This window comes from Syntrophotalea carbinolica DSM 2380, assembly GCF_000012885.1.
Lineage (GTDB): Bacteria > Desulfobacterota > Desulfuromonadia > Desulfuromonadales > Syntrophotaleaceae > Syntrophotalea > Syntrophotalea carbinolica.
Map to the genome: position 1 here is coordinate 2,829,468 of NC_007498.2, position 25,309 is coordinate 2,854,776.

Here is a 25,309-nt window from a genome sequence, read left to right on the forward strand (position 1 = left end):
GATATTGGAGGATTCATGAAAACGGTTCGCGCCTTTATCGCAGCCCCCCTTGACGGGCCCGTTTTCGAGAAAATAGTGCGACTGCAGCAGGAGTTGTCCGCCGCCCTGCCATCCGTACGCTGGGTGCGGCCGGAAACCATGCATCTCACCCTGGCGTTCCTGGGCGATATCTCCGAAGAATCGCTTGAAAAAATCGGCGGGTCTATGCTATCGATAGGAAGTGTTTTCGCACCCGTGACCGTAGATGTCGGCGGGCTTGGCGCCTTTCCGTCTCTGAAACGACCGAGGGTCGTATGGCTGGGGCTGCAAAACGCAAATACACTATGCGACCTGCAGATGACGATCACAGATATGTTGCGCCAGCTGCAGGTGTCCTGGGATGACAAACCCTTCAAACCCCACTTGACCCTTGGACGCTGCCGGCAACCCGTTCCGGCCATCGACCAGCGGCTGGCACCGTTTATGGAAAGACAGTGCGGCCATCTGCGGATTTCTCGTCTGGTACTGTACGAAAGCCAGCTAACGGCGCGCGGCGCCATACATCTGCCGCGCTACGAAACACCGCTGACCGGTCCATCCGGCGGCCGCCACTAAACAATAGATATTACCAACACATTACCCCTGGAGGATATCCGGATCATGACGACCGACAATCGTGAACGCGCCATCGACCTGGCCATGGGCCAGATCGAAAAACAGTTCGGCAAAGGCAGCATCATGCGTCTTGGCGAAGACGCCATCGTGCCGGACGTCGCCACCATCCCGACCGGAGCCCTGAGCCTCGATATCGCCCTGGGTGTAGGTGGCGTACCGCGCGGCCGCATTATCGAAATATACGGGCCGGAATCGTCGGGCAAAACCACCCTCGCCCTGCACATCGTTGCCGAGGCGCAGAAAAAAGGCGGCATTGCCGCATTTGTCGATGCCGAGCATGCCCTCGACATCCATTATGCGCGCAAACTCGGCGTGCGCACCGATGACCTGCTGGTATCCCAGCCCGACACCGGTGAGCAGGCCCTGGAAATCACCGAGGTGCTGGTACGCAGCGGCGCCATTGACGTCCTGGTCATCGACTCCGTAGCCGCCCTGGTACCGCGCGCCGAGATTGAAGGCGAAATGGGCGATGCCCATGTCGGCCTGCAGGCACGCCTCATGTCCCAGGCCCTGCGGAAACTGACCGGCACCATCAACAAATCGAACTGTTGCGTGATCTTTATCAACCAGATCCGTATGAAAATCGGCGTCATGTTCGGCAATCCTGAAACCACCACCGGTGGTAATGCCCTCAAATTTTACTCCTCGGTACGCATGGATATCCGCAAAATCGCCACCCTCAAGCAGGGCCAGGATGTTATCGGCAGCCGTACCCGGGTCAAGGTGGTCAAAAACAAAATCGCGCCGCCCTTCAAGGAAGCCGAATTCGACATCATGTACGGTCAGGGCATCTCCCGGGAAGGGGACGTTCTTGATCTCGGTGCCGCCGCCGAAATTGTCGACAAAAGCGGAGCCTGGTATTCCTTTGACAGCGAACGCATCGGCCAGGGTCGGGAAAACGCCAAGCAGTTCCTGCGCGAGCATCCCGAGACCTGCCAGACCATTGAGGATCGGCTGCTTGAACATTACGGTTTGAAACAGCTCCCCGTAGCGGCTGAAGAGGCTGAATAACATGGAACTGAACAATATTCTGGCCGTCGCCCTCAAAGCCAAAGCCTCGGATATCCATATTAAAGCGGGATTGCCGCCGATCTACCGCATCGACGGTGCATTGCGACCGTTGCCCAAGGCCCCGCGCCTCGATGCCGAGGGCGTGCACAAAATGGCCTACGGCATCATGAACAAACACCGGCAGGAATTCTTCGAGGAACACCACGAGGTCGACATGGCCTACGGTGTGGCCGGACTCGGTCGATTTCGCGTCAACGTCTTCACCCAGCGCGGCACGATCAGCATGGTTTTCCGTGTTATTCCCTTTACCTGCCCGGCACTGGATGATCTGTATCTGCCACCGGTTATCAAAAAAATCGCCATGGAATCGCGTGGTCTGGTGTTGGTGACCGGGGCCACCGGTTCGGGAAAGTCCACCACCCTGGCGGCCATGATCGATTACATCAATACGCACCGTACCGAACACGTCATCACCGTCGAAGATCCCATCGAGTTTTTGCATCGCGACAAAAAGTGCATCGTCAACCAGCGCGAAGTCGGCAGCGACACCGAAAGCTTCGCCGCGGCACTTAAGCATTCTTTGCGCCAGGATCCGGACATCATCCTGGTCGGCGAGATGCGCGACTTGGAGACGGTGGAAACTGCCCTGCATGCGTCTGAAACCGGCCATCTGGTACTGGCCACCCTGCACACCATCGATGCACCGGAATCGATCAACCGTATCGTCTCGGTATTTCCGCCCCATCAGCACCGCCAGATCCGATCGCAGCTTTCGGGCGTCCTCAAAGCGGTGGTTTCGCAGCGCCTGGTGCCGCGTGCCGACGGAAAGGGCCGCGTACCGGCGGTGGAAGTCATGATTTCCACCGCTCGTACCCGTGACCTGATCGACGACAAGGAAAAAACCAAACTGCTTGGCGACGCCATACAGCAAGGCTTCGTATCGTACGGCATGCAGACCTTCGACCAGTCGCTGATGTCGCTGTACCGCAACGAACTGATCACTTTCGAAGAAGCGGTCCGACAAAGCTCCAATCCCGACGACTTCAAACTCAAAGCTTCCGGTATTTCCTCGGCATCCGACCTCAGCTGGGAAGACTTTGACAAGAAGAGTGAAGAATCGGAAGAAGAAGATTCGGACATCCTGCGCAACCATGGCACCTCGAACTGATGCCTGGAGCAGCGCCCTGCGCCTGCTTTCGCGCAGGGAATACTCCGAAGCCATGCTGCGCGAGCGATTGCAGCGTAAAGGCTTCGACAGTGACCAGATCGAACATGCGCTGGAACGCTGCCGCAGTTACAACTACGTAAACGACGAACGCTTTGCCCGGATACGGGCCCGTCAGTTGCTGGCCTCCGGCCGTGCCGTCGGCCCCGCCCTGATGGCCGACCTGAGACATCAGCGTATCGGCGACAGCATCGCCCGCAAGGCTATCAACGATTTGGAGGAGGAATTCAGCCAGGCCGAGATTTTAAAAGACCTGTGCCAGCGCCGTTTTCCAGATTTCGATTTTCAAACAGCCGATGACCGTTCGCGACGCAGGGTATTCAATTACCTGAGGCGGCGCGGCTTTGCCTCGGCAGTTCTGTTTCAATATTTCAGCGAAGAGAGGTAGTCACCAAGCTCATGACCGGCAACGAAATACGATCCCGTTTTTTGAAGTTTTTCCAGGACCATGGACACACGGTAGTCCCCTCTTCGGCGTTGATCCCGCACAACGACCCGACGCTGCTGTTCATCAATGCGGGCATGAACCAGTTCAAGGATGTGTTTCTCGGTCGGGAAAAACGCGACTATGTGCGCGCCACCTCGGCCCAGAAATGCGTGCGCGCCGGCGGCAAACATAACGACCTGGAAAACGTCGGTCAGACCGCCCGTCATCACACCTTTTTTGAAATGCTCGGCAACTTCTCTTTCGGCGACTACTTCAAGAAAGAGGCCATCGACCATGCCTGGAAGTTTCTCACTGAAGAGATGGGCCTGCCCAAGGACAAATTGTGGGTCACCGTCTTTCGCGAGGACGACGAAGCATACGATATCTGGCGCGACCAGCAAGGTATCCCCGAAGAGCGCCTGATCCGCATGGGCGAAAAGGACAACTTCTGGTCCATGGGCGACACCGGCCCCTGCGGACCCTGTTCGGAAATCCTCATCGACCAGGGCGAATCCATGTCCTGCGGCGACGAGTGCGGTATCGGCAAATGCGACTGCGACCGCTACCTGGAACTGTGGAACCTGGTGTTCATGCAGTTCAATCGCGACGCCGACGGCACCATGACCCCCCTGCCCAAGCCGTCCATCGACACCGGCATGGGGCTGGAGCGCATCACCGCCGTCATGCAGGGCGTGCAAAGCAATTACGACTGCGACCTGCTGCGCGGCATCATCGCCCATGTGGAAGAACTCTCGGGCAAGCGCTACGGCGACAATGCCGAGCACGACATGTCCATGCGGGTCATCGCAGACCACAGCCGCGCCACAGCGTTTCTCATTGCCGACGGCGTGCTGCCCAGCAACGAAGGCCGCGGCTACGTATTGCGGCGCATCATGCGCCGGGCCGCCCGTCACGCCAAAATGCTCGGGTTCGCCGATCCGGTACTGTACCGCACGGCAACCTTCGTACTGCAATCGATGGCCGAAGCGTACCCCGAACCGGCCCAGCGTGCTGACTACGTCGCCAAGATCGTCAAGATCGAGGAAGAGCGTTTTATCCAGACCCTGGACAACGGCCTGCGCATCCTTACCGAGGAGGTCGAGCGCCTCAAAGCGGCCAACGCCACCGTGCTGCCGGGCGATGTAGCGTTTAAACTCTACGACACTTTCGGCTTTCCCCTTGACCTTACCGCGGATATTTTACGCGGCGAAAACGTCACCATCGACGAAGACGGTTTCGAAGCCTGCATGGAGGAACAGCGCCAGAAAGCCCGCGAGCACTGGAAAGGCTCCGGCGAAGAAGCCATTTCCGGCATCTACCGGCAGCTTGCCGAGGAAGGCGCCCGCACCGACTTTACCGGCTACGGCGAACTGACCGGCCAGAGCGAGATTCTCGCCATCCTCCTCGACGGCCAACCGGTGTCCAGCGCACCGGCCGGAGCCAAAGTCGAAATCGTCACCGCCGCCACGCCCTTTTACGGGGAATCGGGTGGCCAGACCGGAGACTGCGGCACCCTTGCCGCCGGCGATGCCGAAGTCACCATCACAGACACCAAAAAACCGTTGCCGGAATTATTCGTACACGTGGGCGAAATTGCCGCCGGCACGCTGCAGACCGGCGAAACCGCAACCCTGACGGTTGACCGGGAGCGTCGCCAGGCCACGGCCCTCAACCACACGGCCACCCATCTGCTGCAGGCGGCCCTTGTCGAAGTACTCGGCGAGCATGTCAAACAGGCCGGATCGCTGGTAACCCCGGAGCGTCTGCGCTTCGACTTTATCCATTTCTCCGCCATGAGCGCCGAGGAATTGGAACGGGTCGAAACCCTGGTCAATTGCCGTATCCGGGAGAACGCCGGAGTCGACACCCGCGAAATGGATCACGAACAGGCCGTTGCCGAGGGCGCCACCGCCCTGTTCGGCGAAAAATACGGCGACAAGGTCCGCGTCGTCCGGGTCGGCGACATCAGCATGGAACTGTGCGGCGGCACCCACGCCAACGCATCCGGGGATATCGGCCTGTTCAAAATCCTGCAGGAGACCGGCATCGCCGCCGGCGTACGACGTATCGAAGCGGTGACGGGGGCCAAAGCCCTCCAGGTGGTACGCGACCAGGAACGTACCCTCGACGATCTGGCAAGCCTGATCAAAACCGATCGTCCCCAACTGGAAGCACGCCTGCGCAAGCTGCTGGAACGCCAGAAGGAACTGGAACGCGAAATCGAATCCCTGCAGGGCAAGCTCAACGCCGACCAGGCCGGCGATCTGCTGCAGCAGGCTACCGAGATCGACGGCATCAGCGTGGTTTGCGGCCGTGTCGACAACCTCGACGGCAAGGCTTTGCGGGAACTTGCCGATCAGGTCCGTGACCGACTGTCATCAGGCGTCCTGATTCTGGGCAGTGCCCACGAAGGCAAGGCCGGGCTTCTGGTAGCAGTCACCAAGGATCTGACCAAGCGGCTGCAGGCCGGCGCACTGGTCAAACAACTGGCCGCCATGGTCGGTGGTGGCGGCGGCGGGCGACCCGACCTGGCTCAGGCCGGCGGCAGCAAGCCCGAACAACTTGACGAGGCCCTGGCCAGCGTACCGCAACGCATCTCCGAAGCCCTTAACGCGGCCTGAACGGCCCATAGACCGGGAGCAACCATGAAAGGCACCGTTATACGTACCGCGGAACAGGAAGAATATCCGCATCCCCAGCATGACCGATTTTTCCTGCGCGATGTGGTCACCACCGAAATCAATCCGGCCTTGTCCCTGCACCGCGGTCGCATCGAAGCCGGCGGCGAGATTCGCCCCCATGCCCACGAAGGGCAGACCGAAACTTTCTACATCCTCGGTGGCGAAGCCCTCTGCACCATGAACGGCGAGCAGCACACCTTCGGCGCCGGCTGTTGCGTGGTGGCGCCTCCCGGCGTGCAGCACAGCCTCAAAAACATCGGCGACGAACCTGTAGATCTGCTGGCGATCTTCACACCACCGCTCAAATAGCCCTTCCGCAATTTCCATATGCAGCATTCTGCCGACGGCCGCCTTCGCGCCCGTCGGCAGTTTTGTATTATCTCAGCTACTGGCCTTTCCATGTAATATCACTGTTTAGCAATCACCGCAGGGATTCATTCCTCCTTCCCGAGCAAAGTTACTTACCTACCGAAGAACAACCACAAAAACCTGTCCAGCCAAAAACCAACCTTCAAGATTAAATTTTTCTGTTTACAAAAAGGGAGTTTTGTTACACATTATGAAGCCATCTATAATTAGACCATTGTTTCTTTGTGCCGTTTGGCACTTTTCAAACTTTTGACACTCTTAAAAATCCAATATCAAATTCGATCATTATGGAGGATTGAAAATGAGAAAGACGTTGGTGTTTTGCATCTTCTTACTGCTTATGGCCTCGGTCTGCTGGGCCGCACCGGATGAGACATCTGCTATAGACGGAGGTGTCTATCTGAATCTTTCCGCTCAATACCTGAGACTTGATCTTCCCGACTATTCCCCCATCGCTTTGGAGGATACATCCTGGCAGATCATTAAATATCTCGATGGAAGTGATGGTCGGGAGGATGCTGTCATGCCAGGACTGACCCTCGGAGTACCGATCCCAGCCCTCAACCTAATCTTCGAACTGGGAATCGAAATGGCTGATTGGAACGGCTCCACCCATAAATCATACAACTACGGTCCAGATTACCGAGTGGGATGGCTGTCCGTGGGTGGCGATTTGTGGACCTGGGGTATAACTGGGGATGTAAGCGACGTCGAGGCCCGGATGAATCGCTCCGGCGATTACAGCCGCATAGAGTTGCTTGGGAAATATCCCGTGCGTTTCGCTGGCCTTAAGCTTGTCCCCTTTGTCGGACCAAGCTTTATGTCCCTGGAGGAGGATTTCACCCTGCACGCCAACATGACCGGTGTTTTTTCTGACACCCAAACCCAGATGAATGAGCATTTGAACTCCGATTATATCGGTGGGCGGGCAGGAGTGATAGTTGCCGGTCGGTTTTGTGATTTTGCCACTTGGGAACTAACCCCGGCTGTTGGCATATATCATCTCGATGCCGAATATCATGGCACCCAGCAGGTGTCCGATATTTTTTCGAATATTTCATCAACAGCCCATGACGATAAATCCCGGACGACCACTGCAGCAAGCGTCCTTGGCAAGATCACCCTGCAATACGAGCAATTGTCCCTGAGCTTTATTGCGGGAGTGGACTACCTTGAGAATGTTGCCAAGATTCGCCATAGCACGCTTGGTCACGGAAGCGCCAATAATTCAGGAACACCGGCGCACATCGAGTTCGACTCCTCCCTGAATAGTCGTTTTGGAGTAGAACTGGGGTTTCAGTTCTGGTAATTGCCTTATCAAGCAGGTAGTCAACGGCAAGCTTATTTACACACGTTGCCGCTATTTCACATGACGCACCATCCGCCAAATTGACGGGGAAAAACAATTCATGCAGCGCTGACAAGCCCTCTCTGCCTGTAATACGCATACCTCCTAAAGCAAGAGCGTCCAGAACTCAACAATCTGGAAGCTCTTGCTTTTTTTACGAAGAAAATTCCTGAGTAAAAAGGGACCCATAATAAGGCAACCTAACCGAAGCAGCCAACAGCAAATTCACGGCTAAAACAACACCCGCTTTTCACGACGACAAAATTCGTACAAGCCCGCAAACCGGGTTTGAAATACAGGGCGAAATCTGCCATTTTTCTTTTTTTGCCTGCCTGCCTGTGTTAAAATACGCTCTATTTTTCAAAAACTTCTCACATTATTCTCTATCCTGAAGATAAAACCATGGATATTCGCGGAACCACCATCATTTGCGTACGCCACCAGGGACAGGTCACCATGGCCGGTGACGGCCAGGTCACGCTGGGCAACACGGTCATGAAACATGGCGCCCGCAAAATCCGTCGCATGTACGAGGGTCGCATCCTGGCGGGTTTTGCCGGATCCACCGCCGACGCCTTTACCCTGTTCGAAAAGTTCGAAGCCAAGGTTCAGGAATTTCACGGCAATCTGCCCAAGGCCGCCGTGGCCCTGGCCAAGGATTGGCGGACCGACCAGATTCTGCGCAAACTCGAGGCGCTGCTTATCGTGGCCGATACCAACACCACCCTGGTGCTGTCCGGCGCCGGCGATGTGATCGAACCGGATGACGGTATCGCCGCCATCGGCTCGGGCGGATCCTACGCACTGGCCGCGGCCCGGGCCCTGACCCGGCACGCCGGGTTGCCGTCGGAGCAGATTGCGACCGAAGCGTTACGCATTGCCGGAGAGATCTGCATCTACACCAACGACCATATCTCGTCGGAGAGTCTGCCGTGACCAACTTTACCCCCCGCGAAATCGTCTCCGAACTGGATCGCTACATCATCGGCCAGAAACAAGCCAAACGGGCCGTAGCCGTGGCGCTGCGCAACCGCTGGCGCCGCCAGCAGGTAGCCGACGAATTGCGTGACGAAATCGCTCCGAAAAACATCATCATGATCGGCCCCACCGGGGTCGGCAAAACGGAGATCGCCCGTCGTCTGGCGCGCCTGGCCCAAGCGCCCTTCATCAAGGTCGAAGCCAGCAAATTCACCGAGGTCGGTTATGTCGGCCGCGACGTGGAGAGCATGGTGCGCGACCTGCTCGACCTGGCGATTATCATGATCCGCGAAGAGGAAGCGCGTAAAGTCCGGGTCAAAGCCGAAGATCTGGCCGAGGAACGTCTGCTCGACCTATTGCTGCCCGGTGCCCAGTCCCGGGATCCGGACCTTTCCGGCGAAGAGGCCGGCGAGGGCGGCACCCGCGACAAACTGCGCAAACTGCTGCGCAAAGGCGCCCTCGACGAGCGCAAGGTGGAGCTGGAAGTGCAGGCGGCGCAGATGCCCATGATGGAAGTCTTCACGCCCCAGGGCACCGAAGAGATGGGTATCAACTTCAAGGAAATGTTCGGCAACCTGTTCCCCAAAAAGACCAAGCGCCGCCAGATCAAGGTCAGCGAAGCGCGCGAAATACTCATCGAGCAGGAAGCTGAACGCCTGGTCGACATGGAGAAGGTCAACACTCTGGCCCGCGAGCGTGTCGAACAGAGCGGCATCATCTTCATCGACGAAATCGACAAAATCGCCGGACAGAACGGCCGCCAGGGTCCCGACGTATCCCGCGAGGGCGTGCAACGCGATATCCTGCCCATCGTCGAAGGAAGTACCGTCAGCACCAAGTACGGTCCGGTCAAGACCGACCACATCCTGTTCGTTGCCGCCGGCGCCTTTCATGTGGCCAAACCGTCGGACCTGATCCCCGAACTGCAGGGCCGCTTCCCCATCCGCGTGGAACTGACCAGCCTCGGCGAAGAGGAGTTTTTCCGTATCCTGACCGAGCCGAAAAACGCCCTGATCCGCCAGTACGAGGCCCTGATGGAAACCGAAGGCATTCGCCTGCACTTTACCGAGGAAGCGATCCGCGAAATTGCCCGCATCGCCACCCAGGTCAACAGCCAGACGGAAAACATCGGCGCGCGACGGCTGCATACCATCATGGAAAAACTGCTCGAGGAACTTTCCTTCGAAGCCCCCGAGCATCGCGAACAGAGCGTCGAAATCGATGTCGATTATGTGCGGAAACAACTGTCCGACATCGCCCGCGACGAGGATTTGTCACGGTATATTTTGTAAGCCGGGCATTAAACGGCAAACGAATCAAACCTCAATTTTCACCGCAGAGGCCGCAAAGCCCGCAGAGAAAACCGAGTATGACCATTTATGATGGTTTTTCTCTGTGAACTCAGCGAACTCTGCGGTAAACAAGATTTTACTGGCTTGAAGCTTACAGCTGATTTTTCATGAAAGAGCCTGCCCTATGGAAGAATTGATCAGAAAAGCCAACGTGCTGATGGAGGCCCTGCCCTACATCCAGCGCTTCAACAACAAAACCATCGTCATCAAATACGGCGGCCACGCCATGGTCGACGGACGCCTCAAGCACGAGTTCGCGCGCGACGTGGTACTGTTGAAATATATCGGTCTCAATCCCGTCATCGTGCATGGCGGTGGCCCTCAAATCGGCCAGGTTCTCAAATCCATGGGCAAGGAATCGCGCTTCGTCCAGGGGATGCGCGTCACCGATCAGGAAACCATGGACGTTGCGGAAATGGTGCTCGGCGGCAAGGTCAACAAAGAGATCGTCGCCAACATCAACCGCCATGACGGCAAAGCCGTCGGCTTGAGCGGCAAGGACGGTCGTCTGATCCTGGCACGCAAGCTGGAAATGACCGCCATCAATCCCGACACCCTGACTCCCGAGATCGTCGATGTGGGGCTGGTCGGTGATGTCGAAAGCATCAACACCGAGGTCATTACCGCCCTTGAGAATAACGGCTTCATCCCGGTCATCGCTCCCATCGGAGCGGGCCTGGCCGGCGAAACCTACAACATCAACGCCGATATTGTCGCCGGCCGCATCGCCGGAGCCCTGCGCGCTGAAAAGCTGATATTGCTGACCGATGTGGAAGGCGTTAAGGACAAACAGGGCAAATTGATTTCTACGATCGATACCCAACGGGTCCCGGATCTCATCAACAACGGCACCATCACCGGCGGCATGATCCCCAAACTCAACTGCTGCATCGATGCCCTTGACGAAGGGGTACACACGGCGCATATCATCGACGGCCGCGTAGAACACGCCTGTCTTCTGGAAATTTTCACCGATCGCGGTGTCGGCACCGCGGTAGGGAGGTTCACATCATGACATCTCAAGAATGGATCGATCGGGGCAATGCCCATGTCGCCAAAACCTACGGCCGTTTTCCGCTGGTCGCAACGCGGGGAGAGGGCTCTCGCCTGTGGGACGCGGACGGCAAATGCTACCTCGACTTCCTCGCCGGGATCGCGGTCAACAACCTCGGGCACTGCCATCCCAAAATCGTGGCGGCTCTGCAGCAGCAGGCCGCGCAACTGATCCACTGCTCCAACTATTTCCATATCCCCAGCCAGATCGAACTGGCGGAACTGCTTTGCGAAAATTCCTTCGGCGATCGGGTGTTTTTCTGTAACAGTGGCGCCGAAGCCAACGAAGCCGCCATGAAGCTGGTGCGTAAATACAGCGCCGAGCATTTCGGCTCGGACCGTTTCGAGGTCATTACCGCCCTGTCCTCCTTTCACGGACGCACCATCGGCACCATCAGCGCCACCGGCCAGGACAAGGTGAAAGCCGGCTTCAACCCCCTGCTGCCCGGTTTTCACTACGTGCCCTTCGGCGATGCCGAAGCCTTGCGCAAAGCCATCACGCCTCGCATCTGCGCCGTCATGCTGGAACCGGTCCAGGGTGAAGGCGGGGTACGCGTGGCACCGCCGGGCTACCTGGCCGCGGTACGCGAAATCTGCGACGAGAACAATCTGTTGCTGGTTTTCGATGAGGTGCAGGTCGGTTGCGGCCGTACCGGATCGCTGTTCGCCTACCAGCAGGACGGCGTGGCGCCGGACATCATGACCCTGGCCAAAGCCCTGGCCGGCGGACCGCCCATCGGCGCCATGGTCGCTACGGAAAAAGTCGCCGAATCTTTCGGACCCGGCTCCCACGGTTCGACCTTCGGCGGCAATCCGCTGATGGCCACCACGGCCCTGGCGGCCATGCGCACCATGCTCGAAGACGGCGTGCTGGATAACTGCGTCGCCATGGGCGACTATCTGCGCAGTCGCCTCGAAGAGTTCAAGGACCGCTATCCCTTTATCAAGGAAGTGCGCGGTCGCGGTCTGATCCTCGGCATGGAATTGACCATTCCCGGTGCCGATATCGTTACCCAGGCCCTCGAGCGCGGTCTGTTGATCAACTGCACCGCCAACACGGTGCTGCGCTTTTTGCCGCCGTTGGTGGTCACTCCCGAAGAGATCGACGAAGCCATGGCTATCCTCGACGGCATTCTGCAAAACATCTGACATGCAAGGTACGGCAGACCATGCCTCTGCCCCTTATAGATATTAGGAGAACGGATCGTGAAAAAAGATTTTCTCTGTCTCACCGACTGGAGCCTTGAAGAACTCGAAAACCTCTTCACCCTCGCGGCGGATCTGAAAGCCAAACAAAAAGCCGGTGAACAGCATCATCTGCTCAAGGGCAAGACCCTGGGGATGTTGTTCGAAAAAAGTTCCACCCGGACAAGGGTTTCTTTCGAAGTCGGCATGTACCAACTTGGCGGTCACGCCCTGTTTCTGTCCTCCGGCAGCACCCAGATGGGACGCGGCGAGCCGATTAAAGACACCGGCCGCGTCATGTCCCGCTACGTCGACGGCATCATGATCCGCACCTTCTCCCAGGAAGGGGTCGAGGAACTGGCTCAATGGTCCACCATCCCGATCATTAACGGTCTGACCGACATGTATCACCCCTGTCAGGTCATGGCGGACCTTCTGACCGTCATCGAGCACAAAAAGAATTACCGGGACCTGACCTACTGCTGGATCGGCGACGGCAACAACATGGCCAACAGCTGGATCAACGCCGCGGCCATGTTCGGTTTTGAGCTGCGCGTCGCCACCCCCAAAGGCTATGAGCCGCATGCCCTGGTCGTAGAGCGGGCCAAAAAACTCGGCGCGCGGGTGACGTATCTCAACGACCCCCTGGAAGCTGCTCGCGGCGCCCATGTGCTGAACACCGACGTATGGGCCAGCATGGGACAGGAAGAGGAGCAGGCCAAACGTGCCGCGGCCTTCGCCGGTTTCCAGATCAATGCCGAAACCATCGCCGCCGCCGACCCCGCGTGCATCCTTCTGCACTGCCTGCCGGCCCACCGGGATGAAGAAATCACCGATGAAGCCATCGAAAGCTCACACGCCGTCGTGTTTGACGAAGCCGAAAACCGTCTGCACATCCAGAAAGCCATCATGGCAACCTTGATGGCCTGATGCCAGTGAAGGGGGGAGCATGACCATCACCTGCCCACACTGCGGATTCAGCGCCGAGGTATCGCCGGATCAAATTCCTGCCGGTGCCACCGAAGCCACCTGTCCGCGTTGCAAAGCGGCCTTTGAAATACAGCAGCCAAAAGGTGCCGACTCAGCGCCTGCCGAGCAGACGCACGACCTTGAAAACACCGTCACATGTCCGGCTTGCGGCCATCAACAACCCGCAGGGTCCTACTGCCTCGCGTGCGGCATCGATTACGCCAAGTGGCAGAGACGCCAGGCACAGATCGAACCCGAACCTGAGGAAGCCCAGGTTAGTTGTCCGTTCTGCGGCAACACTCAGCAGCCGGCCACCTATTGCCAACGCTGCGGCGGTGTGTTATCAACCACAGCGGCCGCTGCTGTCGGCGCCTATGCGGGATTCTGGATTCGTACCGCCGCGGCCATCGTCGATTCCATCGCCGTGTGGTTGCTGCAAATGGTGCTGACTCTGATTTTGGGAGCCATGGCCGGTTTGCTGTCTCCCAACGCAGGTGACGATTCAGTTGCCGCGGCGATCATGCTCATGCTTTTCGGTTGCGCCATCAGCATCGCTTACTACGTGGTGTTTACCGGTGCCTGCGGGCAGACGCCGGGCAAGATGCTGTTGCGTGTGAAGGTGATTCGCAGCGACGGAAGCTCTCTGACTTACGGCCGCGCTGCGCTGCGGGAAATTGTCGGCAAATTCGTTTCCGGCATTATTCTCGGCATCGGCTATCTAATGGTGGCCTTTGATGCGCGCAAACAGGGCCTGCACGATAAAATTGCCGACACCCTGGTGATTCGCGTGTAATGCCAGTGATCAGATCATATAACATCCGTGCTGCCGTCGTTTTTACAGAAACACGGTAAAAACGGAGTTTTGTTCAATCGACCTCGCCGTTGCACCATTCGACGAGCGTTGCCATAACATTGTCCGAAGGAGTACTTACCATGTCTCAAAAAGGTTCTGTCAAAAAGGCGGTTCTGGCCTATTCAGGCGGCCTCGATACCTCCATTATCGTACGTTGGCTCATCGAAGAATACGGCTGCGAAGTCATCGCTTTCGCCGCCGATGTCGGCCAGGGCAAGGAGCTTGACGGCATCCCCGAAAAAGCCCGCCAGACCGGCGCCAGCAAATGCTATGTGGAAGATTTGCGCGAAGAGTTCGTACGCGACTTCGTATTCCCCATGTTCCGCGCCAACGCTATCTATGAAGGTCGTTACTTCCTCGGCACCTCCATCGCCCGGCCGCTGATTTCCAAAAAACAGATGGAAATCGCCCTGGCCGAGGAAGCCGAAGCCGTATGTCACGGCGCCACCGGCAAAGGCAACGACCAGATCCGCTTCGAGCTGGCCTACTACCATTTCAACCCCGAGATCAAAATCATCGCCCCCTGGCGCGAGTGGGATCTCAACAGCCGCGAGTCGCTGATCGCCTACGCCAACAAGCACGGCATTCCCGTCCCGGTCACCAAGAAGCGCCCCTGGAGCAGCGACCGCAACCTGCTGCACATCTCTTTTGAAGGCGGCGTTCTGGAAGATCCCTGGGCCGAGCCGCCGGAAGATATGTACCTGCTGTCGGTCTCGCCCGAACAGGCCCCCGACAAACCCGAATATGTCGAGATCGAATTCCGCAACGGCGACCCGGTATCCATCAACGGCGAAAGCCTGTCCCCCGCGCAGCTGCTCGCCCACCTCAACGAACTGGGCGGCAAGCACGGTATCGGTCGCGCCGACATCATGGAAAACCGCTTCGTCGGCATGAAAAGTCGCGGCGTCTATGAAACTCCGGGTGGCACCATCCTCGAAGAAGCCCATCGCGGCGTCGAGCAGATCACCATGGACCGCGAGGTTCTCAACCTGCGCGACTCCCTGATCCCCCGCTATGCCACCATGGTCTACAACGGTTTCTGGTTCGCCCCCGAACGCGAAGCGATGCAGGCCATGATCGACGAAACCCAGAAAACCGTCAACGGCGTGGCCCGTGTCAAGCTGTACAAAGGGCACTGCCGGGTGGTCGGACGCAAGTCGGAGACCAACAGCCTGTTCGATCCCGAAGTGGCGACCTTCGAAGCCGACGAGGTCTACAATCAGGCCGACGCCGAAGGCTTCATCCGCCTCAACGCACTGCGTCTGCGGATCCGCAGCGCCATGCAGAAAAAACATGGGTAAAAACAGTAACGAGTAACTCGTTACTGGTAATTAGTGAATAGTGACTGGTGATTGGTGAATGAAAAACCCAATCACCAGTCACCATCACACATTGTTATTTGCACTGGCTGGTGGTTGGTAACCGAATAGGGGCTGTCGCCTTTCACCAATCACTTATCACGCATCACCAGTCACTGCCTTTCAGTTTCATCAACGGAGCGAATCAACCATGAGCAAAAAGCCCTGGGCTGGGCGTTTCACCCAACCTACCGATGCCTTTGTCGAGGCCTTTACCGCCTCCATCGATTTCGATCAGCGCCTGTACCGCTACGACATCCAAGGATCCATGGCCCATGCGCGCATGCTGTCCCGCCAGGGCATCATCACCGGGGCCGAGGCTCAGACCATCATATCCGGGCTGGAAAGCATCCTGGCGGATATCGAAAAAGGCGATTTCGAATTTTCCGTCGCCCTCGAAGATATCCACATGAACATCGAAGCGCGACTCATCGAACGCATCGGCTCCGTTGGCGGCAAACTGCACACGGCGCGATCGCGTAACGATCAGGTCGCCCTCGACATACGCCTCTACCTGCGGGACGAAGTCAAGGAGGTTCGCTCGTTTCTCGAGAAGGTGCAGGAATCCCTGCTGGAGCAGGCCGAGCGCAACCTGGGCGTCATCATGCCCGGTTATACCCATCTGCAGACCGCCCAGCCGATCCTTTTCTCGCACCACATGATGGCTTATTACGAAATGTTCCGGCGCGACTCCTGGCGCATGGCCGACATCTACAAGCGCATCAACCTGCTGCCGTTGGGCGCCGGTGCCCTGGCCGGCACCACCTTCCCCATCGACCGGGAATATGTCGCCGAGCAGCTCGGCTTCGACGGGGTAACCCGCAACAGCCTCGATTCGGTGTCGGATCGTGACTTCGCTCTCGAATTCTGCAGCGCGGCCAGCGTCGTCATGATGCACCTGTCGCGCCTGTCCGAAGAATTGATCCTGTGGTCGAGCGCCGATTTCCATTTCATCGACCTGTCCGATGCTTTCTGCACCGGCAGCTCCATCATGCCGCAGAAAAAGAATCCCGACGTGCCGGAACTGGTGCGCGGCAAGACCGGTCGTGTCTACGGCAATCTCATGAGCCTGCTGACGGTCATGAAGGCTCTGCCCCTGGCCTACAACAAGGATATGCAGGAAGACAAGGAACCGCTGTTCGACACCATCGATACGGTCAAGGGCAGCCTGAAAATTTTCGCCGACATGATCGCCCAGATGAGCATCCGCGCCGACAATATGCGCGAAGCAGCCGCGCGCGGCTTCTCCACCGCTACCGACGTGGCCGATTATGTGGTCCGCAAGGGGATCCCGTTCCGCGATGCCCATGAAATCGTCGGCAAGACGGTGCGCTACTGCATCGAACATGACAAGCAGATCGAGGAATTGACCCTGGAAGAATTCAAGGCTTTTTCCGAACATATCGATTCCGACATTTACGATTTCATCACCCTGGAAGCGTCCGTCGATTCCCGCCGCGCCACGGGCGGCACCGCCCGCGAGGCGGTGGCACGGGAAATCGGTCGCGCCCGCCAGGAACGCCTGCAGAGGATGTAAAGATGATGCGCCGCCGACATCAAGGTTTTCTGTTGCTTGCATTGCTGATGGTCCTCGGCCTGTGCGCCGGCTGTGGCCGCAAGGGACCGGTACGACCGCAGCGGCAACCGTTGCCTGCCGCTCCGGAGCAACTGGTACTGCGCCAGCAAGGCACCCAGATGCTTCTGTCCTGGGCCATGCCGCAGCGCAATCAGGACGACACCGAGTTGACCGACCTGGCAGGTTTCAAGGTCATGCGCATGGATTTCGACCCGACCGAAGACTGTCCGGACTGCCGTGACACTTCCGTGCTGCTGCGGCAGGTCGAGTTGGACTATCTGCGTGACGTACAAAGCAGGAATGGTCACTACTTCCTGGCCGACCCGGACCTTGAGGAAGGGCGCGGATACCAGTACCGCATCATCCCCTACAACCGGTGGGGACAGGACGGCACCCCGGTAGCGGCGCGCGAAACCTTGAGCGTTATTCCGCCGGCGCCACAGGCTGTGGAGGCCGAGACCGCCGACGGCGTTCTGACCCTTACCTGGCAGGAACCGCAGGGACTGACGGATGACATGGCGTTGATCGGTTATAACGTTTACCGCCGCCGGCCGGGCCGGCCCTATGCCGTCGCGCCGCTGAACGCACAACCGTTGTCCGAAGCACGCTTCGAAGACCGCGTCTTCCAAAGCGGACGCACCTATTTGTATGCCGTACGAGCGGTTGTCCTGCATCAGCAACGCGAGGTGGAAAGCCGGCTTTCAAAAGCCGTGATAGCTACCCCGTGGGCCGTGAAAAAGTCGTCATTTTGACATTCGGAAACGGCTATGTTACGGTTTTCAACCTGTTCATAGCGTTGTTTTCCTTAAATAAAATCCGTCCATTTTGTAAGGAGTGTTTTTCATATGAATTACTTTCAATACCGCGACAACGACCTTTTTTGTGAAGATGTCGCCCTTAAGGATATCGCCGCTCAGGTCGGCACGCCCTTCTATGTTTATTCCCATGCGACCCTCAGTCGCCATCTGGAAGCATTTTCCTCGGCCTTTGCCGACGTGCCTCACCTGATCTGTTATTCCATCAAGGCCAACAGCAACCTGGCGGTGCTGAAAACCTTCGTCAGCCACAATGCCGGCTTCGACATCGTCTCCGGTGGCGAACTGTTCCGTGCCCAGCAAGTCGGTTGCGATCCCGCCAAAATCGTCTACTCCGGCGTGGGTAAAACCGAAGCGGAAATCGCCGATGCGCTGCAGGCGGGCATCCTGATGTTCAATGTCGAGTCGCGACAGGAGCTCGATACCATCAATGCCGTGGCCGGACGGCTCGGCAAAAAAGCCGGCATCGCCATCCGCGTCAACCCCGACGTCGATCCGCAGACCCACCCCTACATCTCCACGGGTATGAAAAAGGCCAAGTTCGGCATCAACATCTCCCAGGCCCTGGACGATTACCGCCTTGCGGCCAGCCTGCCGAACCTCGAGGTCATTGGCGTGGACTGCCACATCGGCAGCCAGTTGACCAAGCTGTCGCCCTTCGTCGATGCCATCGCAAAAATTCGCGAACTGGTGCAGACCCTGCAGAACGAAGGTTTCGGCATCAAATACCTCGATCTGGGCGGCGGCCTCGGCATCACCTACGAGGAAGAAGAGCCCCCCAGCCCCGCCGATTATGCCGAAGTCATCATCGAAGGCACCAAAGGCCTGGGCGTTACCCTGGTTTTTGAACCGGGCCGCGTCATGGTCGGCAATGCCGGCATGCTGGTTTCCAAAGTCCTGTATGTCAAAGAAGGCGAAGCCAAAAACTTCGTGATCGTCGATGCCGCCATGAATGATCTCACCCGCCCGGCGCTGTATGGCTCGTACCAGGGCATTCAGGCGGTGGATCGTTCCACTTCCGACACCATCGTCGCCGACGTGGTCGGCCCGATCTGCGAATCGGGAGACTTTCTCGCCCAGGATCGGGAGATCACCGCATTTTCCCAGGGCGACTTGCTGGCGGTCGCTTCGGCTGGAGCCTACGGCTTTACCATGAGTTCGAATTACAACAGCCGCCGGCGGGTACCGGAGATCATGGTGAAAGGTGACCAGGTCATGGTCATCCGCAAACGTGAAACCTACGACGACCTGATCAAAGGCGAAAGCATCCCGGAAGGACTGTAATGGTCGACCGCGCCGCCAGCTCCCATGGGTCTGGCGCGCAACCGCTTCCATCTTAAAGGGAGGAACCCCATGTTTACAGGATCCATGGTCGCTATCATCACGCCTTTCGACCGCGAAGGGCGCTTCGATGAAGAGACCTTCAGAAAACTTATCGATTTCCAGATCGAAAACGGGACCGACGTTATCGTTCCCTGTGGCACCACCGGCGAATCCGCCACGCTCGACCATGCCGAGCACAAAAAGGTCATCAAAACCTGCATCGAGCAGGTCAATAAACGCGTACCGGTCCTGGCCGGCACAGGCTCCAACGCCACCAGCGAAGCCATAGAGTTAACCCGGGATGCCAAAAAGATGGGGGCCGACGGGGCATTGCTGATTTCGCCCTATTACAACAAGCCTTCCCAGGAAGGGGTCTATCGGCATTTCAAAGCTATCGCCGACAATGTCGCCCTGCCCCAGGTACTGTATAATGTCCCGGGCCGCACCGGCATGAATATGACCGCCGCGACCACCATCCGTCTTGCCAGCCACCCCAACGTGGTCGGCATCAAGGAAGCTTCCGGCGATCTGACCCAGGCCAGCACTATCATCGCTGAAGCCGGCGATCAGATTAACGTCATCTCCGGCGATGATTTCCTGACCCTGCCGATGATGGCATGCGGAGGCAAAGGCGTCATCTCGGTGACCGCCAACATCCTGCCGGGCGAAGTCAAAGCCATGGTTACCGCCGTCAATGAAAACCGTTATGCAGATGCGAAGAAGATCCACCTGAATCTGCTCAATCTGCACCAGGCGATGTTCATCGAAACCAATCCGGTACCGGTAAAAGTCGCCGCGGCACTGATGGGGCTCTGTGGAGACCACCTGCGCCTGCCGCTGGTCGAGCTGCTGCCTGAAAATCTCGCCAGCCTTAAAAAAGTACTGTCGGGTTATGGCCTGATCCAGGCCTGACCCACTGTTTTCCAGAGGAGAAACCATGATCAAAGTAGCTGTAAACGGTGCCGCCGGACGTATGGGCGGTCGCCTGATCACCGCGATCAAGGAAACCGAGGGCCTGCAACTGACCGGCGCCCTGGAACACGCGGAAAGCCCCATGCTGGGACAGGACGCGGGACTCACCGCCGGATGCGGCCCCCTGGATGTGCTGATAAGCAGCGATCTGGACGAGGTTCTCAAGGCAACCGACGTACTGATCGACTTCACCTTTCCCGAGGTTTCCCTGCGTAATCTCGAAGCCTGCGTCCGACACGACAAAAGTATCGTCATCGGCTCCACCGGCTTCACCCCCGAACAACGGGCCCGTGTCGACGAAATGGCGCAAAACATCCCCGTTGTTCTGGCACCCAACATGAGCGTCGGCGTCAATGCCTGTTTCAAGCTGCTCAAAGAGGCCGCGCAGATTCTGGGTGACGGGTTTGACGTCGAAATCGTCGAACTGCACCACAATAAAAAGAAAGATTCGCCCAGCGGCACAGCCGTACGCATGGGGGAAATCGTGGCCGATGCGCTCGGGCGTGATTACAACAAATCCGCGGTCTACCACCGCGAAGGCATGTGCGGCGCCCGCACCCCGGAAGAAATCGGCATGCAGACCGTGCGCGGCGGCGACATCGTCGGCGAGCATACCGTCTATTTCATCGGCATGGGCGAGCGCATTGAAATCACCCACCGGGCCATGAGCCGCGACATGTTTGCGCGCGGTGCGGTTCGCGCCGCCTCCTGGCTGGCCGGAAAAGCGCCCGGACTTTACGATATGCAGGATATTCTGGGACTGAAATAGTCAGGGCATCCCGACTTTTTTCACCGCCCGTTCGCCCGGCTCTCTCGAGCACGCAGAGAACGCTGAGAAAACCGCTGTGGCGAAAAGAAATACACTGTTTCTATAGACTACAAAACCAAACCGTATATTAGAGGAGTTCTTCTGTGGCACAACTTAACGATAACTATCTGAAACTCAAGGCCGGCTATCTGTTCCCCGAAATCGGCCGCCGGGTCAAAGCTTTCAGCCAGGCCAATCCCGAAGCGAAAATCATCCGCCTCGGCATCGGCGACGTCACCCAACCTTTGGCCCCGGCCGTTCTCAAGGCCTTCCACGATGGCGTTGACGATCTGGCCAACAAAGACAAGTTCATGGGTTACGGTCCGGAGCAGGGCTACGAGTTCCTCATTGATACCCTGATCGAAAAAGCCTACAAACCCCTCGGCGTCGAGCTGAAAACCTCCGAGATTTTCATCTCCGACGGCAGCAAATGCGATTGCGCCAATATTCTCGACATCTTCGCCCTGGACAACAAGGTCGCCATCTGCGATCCCGTCTACCCGGTCTACAACGACACCAACGTCATGGTCGGCCGCACCGGCGAAGCTGACGACAAGGGATATTACGAGGGTCTGACCTATCTGGCGTGCACGGAAGAGAACGGCTTCACCCCGGCCATCCCCAAAGAAAAGGTCGACATCATCTACCTGTGCTACCCCAACAATCCCACCGGTACCGTGGCGACCAAAGAGGTTCTTAAAGCATGGGTCGATTACGCCCTGGCCAACGATGCGGTGATTTTCTTCGACGCAGCCTACGAAGCGTTCATCACCGAACCGGGCATCCCCCACTCCATCTATGAAATCGAGGGTGCCAATCGCTGCGCCATTGAATTCCGCAGCTTCTCCAAAACCGCCGGGTTCACCGGCGTTCGCTGCGCCCTGACGGTGGTCCCTGAAGAACTGCTGGCCGCTACCGGCAACGGTGAAAAGGTCTCCCTCAACAAGTTGTGGAACCGCCGCCAGTCGACCAAATTCAACGGCGTCTCCTACCCGGTACAGAAAGCCGCCGCCGCGGTCTATTCCGACGAAGGCTGGGCTCAGATCAAGGAAACCATCGACTACTACATGGAAAACGCCCGCCTGATCCGCGAGGGTCTGCAGGAAGCCGGCCTGACCGTGTACGGCGGCGTCAACGCCCCCTACATCTGGCTCAAAACCCCGAACGGCATGAGCAGCTGGGATTTCTTCGACAAGCTGCTGTCCGAATGCCACGTGGTCGGCACCCCCGGCAGCGGTTTCGGCCCCAGCGGCGAAGGCTTCTACCGCCTGTCGGCCTTCGGCGACCGGGAAAACGTCCTGACAGCCATCGACCGCATCAAGAAAAATCTCGCATAATCGCTTCACCAAATAGATCTAAACAAAAAATCCCCTCCCGTTACGGAGGGGATTTTTTGTTTTCAACTCCTTAAGTGCCTATCCCGCCCTGCGCCCCCTGAAAGGTTCGGAGAAACGAACGACCCTCGTGCTTCTTCACGATTACAGGTCATAATATATCCAGCAGGCATTTCATACCGCCGAGAAGGACCACCCATCGACCTTCGACTGGAGACAGCATGAGGCAATGGCAATGGATAGCCACCATTATTGCGGTGCTGATACTGACAGGAAGCGTGACCCCAATGCATGCCATGGATCGAAAATACATCTTCTTCCCCGACCCCACTTTGCACGCCAACCCAAATGCAGCCGGTCTCACCTTTGAGGAGGTGTATTTCCCCGCCGCCGACGGCGTGCGCCTGCACGGCTGGTTTCTCCCCGGGAAAACCGGCCGCCCGCTGTTGCTCTTTGCCCACGGCAATGCCGGCAACATCTCCCATCGCATAGACAACCTGGCCCATTTCCATCGCCTCGGACTGTCCGTGTTTATCTTCGATTATCGGGGATATGGACAGAGTGAGGGCCAGATATCCGAAGTGGGCAGTTACGAGGACATCCGCGGAGCGCTGGCCTGGCTGAAGAGTAAGGGATGGACACCCAAGCAGATGCTTTACTTCGGGCGCTCGCTGGGAGCGGCGGTGGCCCTGCAACTGGCCCTGGAAGAACCGCCGGCCGGTCTGGTACTGGAATCCGCCTTCACTTCCGTGCCCCGCATGGGCTGGCATCATCAACCTATCACGTATGCCCTGCTCGGCTGGTGGGCCCTCTCCTCCCGCTACGACAACCTTGCGAAGATCGGCCAACTGCAGTGCCCCCTGCTCATGTTTCAAGGCACCCGCGACACCATCGTCCCGCCGAAAATGGCCCAGCAGCTTTTCGACCGGGCGCCTGAGCCGAAGACCCTTTATTTGATCCCCGATGCCGGCCACAACAATACCTACGATGTAGGAGGGAAGCCCTATTGGGAGCAGTGGCGGAGCTTTTTAAACAGCCTGACTTTTCCCCCTCGATAGACCAATTACATACCTGCCTCGCGTTTCGACATCGGTATGACGACGCATGCGGCACCGATGCGATGTCCCGCAATAATTTACATCATGGCCCTATGCAAGCTTTGCCTGTGCCATATCCCTGAAGGGTTTGAGGGCGCACTGGCATGCTCTTAATCCCAGCACTAACATTAGAATATTTGACAAATCGTTGTATTTGTCGGTATTTATGAAAGTCCTTTCCATTTTCTATAACCGGTGGGCTACCGGGTAAACATAATTCCGACAGAAGATTACCAATGTCGCCAGCCGAAACAGATATGGCGCGCGGCTTATTGGGGAATACTCGGGGGCTGGAAAAACAGGGCACTTCTCTGGTTTTTCCTCCAAACTTTAAATAAAACTGGGGAGTGTCCCGAATGGCGCTAGTTTAAGCGGTTCCAGCATGGTATCTGTTCCGATGTGGGACCTCCTTCATTACCTGTCTGGGCGAGGTCAACAACTGATAATTCTTGGGTCGTCGTTTCCGGCATCGAGGTTCACTTCGCCCTGGTCGTTGTCGGATCGGTGTGTTGGTCATTGACTCATACAAATCGCTGATCAGTCTGAAACGCTCCGCCTTGCTGATCTTCGCTTGATTTAGATGGGGCTCCCAATTGCGAAGGGCCTGTAAGCTGCCCTTGAAACTCACAAGGCGAACCTCGAGATCCGCTTCTTCTGCCGCCTCATAGATCAATCGCCGAACACAGTTGTAGGCAATGAAATGCATCAATATCTCTTTGCGAATCATGTCCGGGGTGAGACAACGCAAAACGTCCATGCCCATGGTCGTCTTGATGTCGCGAAAAAACAGCTCGACATCCCACCGCTTGAAATAGAGTTCGGCCAGATCCTCCGCCGGATATCGCGCGGCATCAATTAAAGTGGTGACAATGTAAAACCCTCTGGTTCTGAACCCGGGATGCGGCACCTTGACCTTAATCTGGCGCAGAGTCAGCTTTTTCGGGAGGTTTGCCCAGGCGTCTTTGGAATACGATAGAATCTGAGCATACTTAGGACGCTCCCAAGTAATCAACAAATCATCAGGCCCAAGCTTTTTGAGACTGCTGGCGGCTCGGACTGGTGCTCTTTTGGCAAGGGTGACGACACTGTCAACGCCCCTGTCTTGCAGCTTCGCGATATCGAAATAACTACAGAAACCTTTGTCTCCGAGGAAGATGTCGCCTGGGTTGAACGTCTCCCACTGCTGGCGGAACAGCGGCAGCTCATTGTTCTTCTTATTGCCGATGGCGTAACTGAGCAGGGCGCCGCTGTCCAATGAAAAACAGGCGCAGATCCGTGCCGAGGGGAAACCGCACCCTGGCTTCAGAGCGGAGGACTGCGGCCAGGCAGCCTGATTTTCCGGCGTGTCCGGCATACTGACACCCGTTCCGTCGGCCACAATGACGCGTCGGTTGTTCAGCATGCCCGTGGCCGGCATCTTCTCCAGCTGTTCCGCCGTGTGTGCAAGAATATCAGCAAGCATTGGCTCCGCCAGCTTCTTGCGGGCCGTGCAATACGAAGCGGTTGAAGATGAAGGAACCTTGATCCCCTTGATGGAGGCATAGGACTGAAGCTTGCGAATCACTTCTTTGCAACCGCCATCGGCGTCCAGGACCTGGCTGAAGAAGGCCCAGAACGTGTTCTCCTTGGAAAACAATCTCCTGCGACTCATGGCCCCTGACAGCTCAGGCTTAAGAAGCGCAAGTGGGATGAACTTTTCAAAGACCTCCCCGATTTGCTTGAAAGATTTTTGTTGGAGAACAGCCATCTTTTCGGCCAGTTTTTGCTGGGCTGAGCGGGGCTTTCGACGCAGCGTCTGTAGATGGAAACCTGGGAATATTGGCGTTGAATTTCGCATAGATCATTATGCCAACTTCAACTAATATTTTCAGGTGCTTTCTCATGCAAAAGGACCTTAAGCTAGCGCCATTCGGGACACTCC

At 57.4% G+C, this 25,309-nt stretch carries 22 protein-coding genes; 21 read left to right on the forward strand and 1 reads right to left on the reverse strand.

The annotated features are described in order from the left end of the window. Window positions 1-15 precede the first annotated feature (15 nt). The 21 genes from thpR (at window position 16) to PCAR_RS13245 (ending at window position 23,349) form a co-directional block, all read left to right on the forward strand. Entirely contained in the window at window positions 16-594 is a 579-nt protein-coding gene (gene thpR, locus PCAR_RS13145) for an RNA 2',3'-cyclic phosphodiesterase (RefSeq protein WP_011342169.1), read from the forward strand. A 45-nt stretch (window positions 595-639) separates the two neighbouring features. Continuing rightward, the gene (recA, locus tag PCAR_RS13150) at window positions 640-1,665 is read left to right on the forward strand and encodes a recombinase RecA (protein WP_011342170.1); all 1,026 of its coding nucleotides are present in this window, start codon (window positions 640-642) and stop codon (window positions 1,663-1,665) included. 1 nt (window position 1,666) lies between these two features. Beyond that, complete coding sequence (locus PCAR_RS13155; protein ID WP_011342171.1) at window positions 1,667-2,833, forward strand: type IV pilus twitching motility protein PilT; 1,167 nt, start codon at window positions 1,667-1,669, stop codon at window positions 2,831-2,833. Beyond that, complete coding sequence (locus PCAR_RS13160) at window positions 2,817-3,278, forward strand: regulatory protein RecX (protein ID WP_011342172.1); 462 nt, start codon at window positions 2,817-2,819, stop codon at window positions 3,276-3,278. The genes PCAR_RS13155 and PCAR_RS13160 overlap by 17 nt, the downstream gene beginning before the upstream one ends. Before the next feature lie 11 nt (window positions 3,279-3,289). After that, window positions 3,290-5,938 carry an alanine--tRNA ligase gene (gene alaS, locus PCAR_RS13165; protein WP_011342173.1) on the forward strand — a complete coding sequence of 883 codons (2,649 nt, stop codon included), beginning with the start codon at window positions 3,290-3,292 and terminating at the stop codon, window positions 5,936-5,938. 24 nt (window positions 5,939-5,962) lie between these two features. Next, window positions 5,963-6,307 carry a cupin domain-containing protein gene (locus PCAR_RS13170; protein ID WP_011342174.1) on the forward strand — a complete coding sequence of 115 codons (345 nt, stop codon included), beginning with the start codon at window positions 5,963-5,965 and terminating at the stop codon, window positions 6,305-6,307. A 361-nt stretch (window positions 6,308-6,668) separates the two neighbouring features. Continuing rightward, on the forward strand, window positions 6,669-7,676 hold the full coding sequence (locus PCAR_RS13175) for a hypothetical protein (protein WP_011342175.1): 1,008 nt from the start codon (window positions 6,669-6,671) through the stop codon (window positions 7,674-7,676). Between the two features lie 441 nt (window positions 7,677-8,117). Next, window positions 8,118-8,651 carry an ATP-dependent protease subunit HslV gene (gene hslV / locus PCAR_RS13180; protein ID WP_011342176.1) on the forward strand — a complete coding sequence of 178 codons (534 nt, stop codon included), beginning with the start codon at window positions 8,118-8,120 and terminating at the stop codon, window positions 8,649-8,651. Continuing rightward, window positions 8,648-9,985, forward strand: a complete 1,338-nt coding sequence (gene hslU / locus PCAR_RS13185; protein ID WP_011342177.1) for an ATP-dependent protease ATPase subunit HslU — start codon at window positions 8,648-8,650, stop codon at window positions 9,983-9,985. Before hslV ends, hslU begins: the two co-directional genes overlap by 4 nt. A gap of 184 nt (window positions 9,986-10,169) precedes the next feature. Beyond that, the gene (gene argB, locus PCAR_RS13190; protein WP_011342178.1) at window positions 10,170-11,060 is read left to right on the forward strand and encodes an acetylglutamate kinase; all 891 of its coding nucleotides are present in this window, start codon (window positions 10,170-10,172) and stop codon (window positions 11,058-11,060) included. Further along, window positions 11,057-12,247 (forward strand): acetylornithine transaminase, encoded by a 1,191-nt coding sequence (locus PCAR_RS13195; RefSeq protein ID WP_011342179.1) that lies wholly within the window; start codon window positions 11,057-11,059, stop codon window positions 12,245-12,247. Before argB ends, PCAR_RS13195 begins: the two co-directional genes overlap by 4 nt. A 57-nt stretch (window positions 12,248-12,304) precedes the next feature. Beyond that, on the forward strand, window positions 12,305-13,213 hold the full coding sequence (gene argF, locus PCAR_RS13200; RefSeq protein ID WP_011342180.1) for an ornithine carbamoyltransferase: 909 nt from the start codon (window positions 12,305-12,307) through the stop codon (window positions 13,211-13,213). 19 nt (window positions 13,214-13,232) lie between these two features. Next, window positions 13,233-14,045, forward strand: coding sequence for an RDD family protein (locus PCAR_RS18465; RefSeq protein ID WP_011342181.1), 813 nt, complete (start codon window positions 13,233-13,235; stop codon window positions 14,043-14,045). A 140-nt stretch (window positions 14,046-14,185) separates the two neighbouring features. Further along, window positions 14,186-15,406, forward strand: coding sequence for an argininosuccinate synthase (locus PCAR_RS13210; RefSeq protein ID WP_011342182.1), 1,221 nt, complete (start codon window positions 14,186-14,188; stop codon window positions 15,404-15,406). A 208-nt stretch (window positions 15,407-15,614) separates the two neighbouring features. Continuing rightward, on the forward strand, window positions 15,615-17,000 hold the full coding sequence (gene argH / locus PCAR_RS13215; RefSeq protein WP_011342183.1) for an argininosuccinate lyase: 1,386 nt from the start codon (window positions 15,615-15,617) through the stop codon (window positions 16,998-17,000). Between the two features lie 2 nt (window positions 17,001-17,002). Next, window positions 17,003-17,791: a fibronectin type III domain-containing protein gene (locus PCAR_RS13220; RefSeq protein WP_011342184.1), complete on the forward strand. Its 789-nt coding sequence runs from the start codon at window positions 17,003-17,005 to the stop codon at window positions 17,789-17,791. 93 nt (window positions 17,792-17,884) lie between these two features. Further along, window positions 17,885-19,138, forward strand: a complete 1,254-nt coding sequence (lysA, locus tag PCAR_RS13225) for a diaminopimelate decarboxylase (RefSeq protein WP_011342185.1) — start codon at window positions 17,885-17,887, stop codon at window positions 19,136-19,138. A 69-nt stretch (window positions 19,139-19,207) separates the two neighbouring features. After that, on the forward strand, window positions 19,208-20,089 hold the full coding sequence (dapA, locus tag PCAR_RS13230) for a 4-hydroxy-tetrahydrodipicolinate synthase (RefSeq protein WP_011342186.1): 882 nt from the start codon (window positions 19,208-19,210) through the stop codon (window positions 20,087-20,089). Window positions 20,090-20,114: 25 nt separating this feature from the next. After that, the gene (gene dapB / locus PCAR_RS13235; RefSeq protein ID WP_011342187.1) at window positions 20,115-20,918 is read left to right on the forward strand and encodes a 4-hydroxy-tetrahydrodipicolinate reductase; all 804 of its coding nucleotides are present in this window, start codon (window positions 20,115-20,117) and stop codon (window positions 20,916-20,918) included. A 143-nt stretch (window positions 20,919-21,061) separates the two neighbouring features. After that, a complete protein-coding gene (locus tag PCAR_RS13240) occupies window positions 21,062-22,294 on the forward strand; it encodes an LL-diaminopimelate aminotransferase (RefSeq protein WP_011342188.1) in 1,233 nt (410 codons plus the stop codon). A 218-nt stretch (window positions 22,295-22,512) separates the two neighbouring features. Further along, window positions 22,513-23,349, forward strand: a complete 837-nt coding sequence (locus tag PCAR_RS13245) for an alpha/beta hydrolase (protein ID WP_011342189.1) — start codon at window positions 22,513-22,515, stop codon at window positions 23,347-23,349. Window positions 23,350-23,755: 406 nt separating this feature from the next. On the opposite strand, the gene PCAR_RS13250 is transcribed toward PCAR_RS13245, so the two are convergent. Next, window positions 23,756-25,225, reverse strand: coding sequence for an IS4 family transposase (locus tag PCAR_RS13250; protein WP_011342190.1), 1,470 nt, complete (start codon window positions 25,223-25,225; stop codon window positions 23,756-23,758). Between the last annotated feature and the right edge of the window lie 84 nt (window positions 25,226-25,309).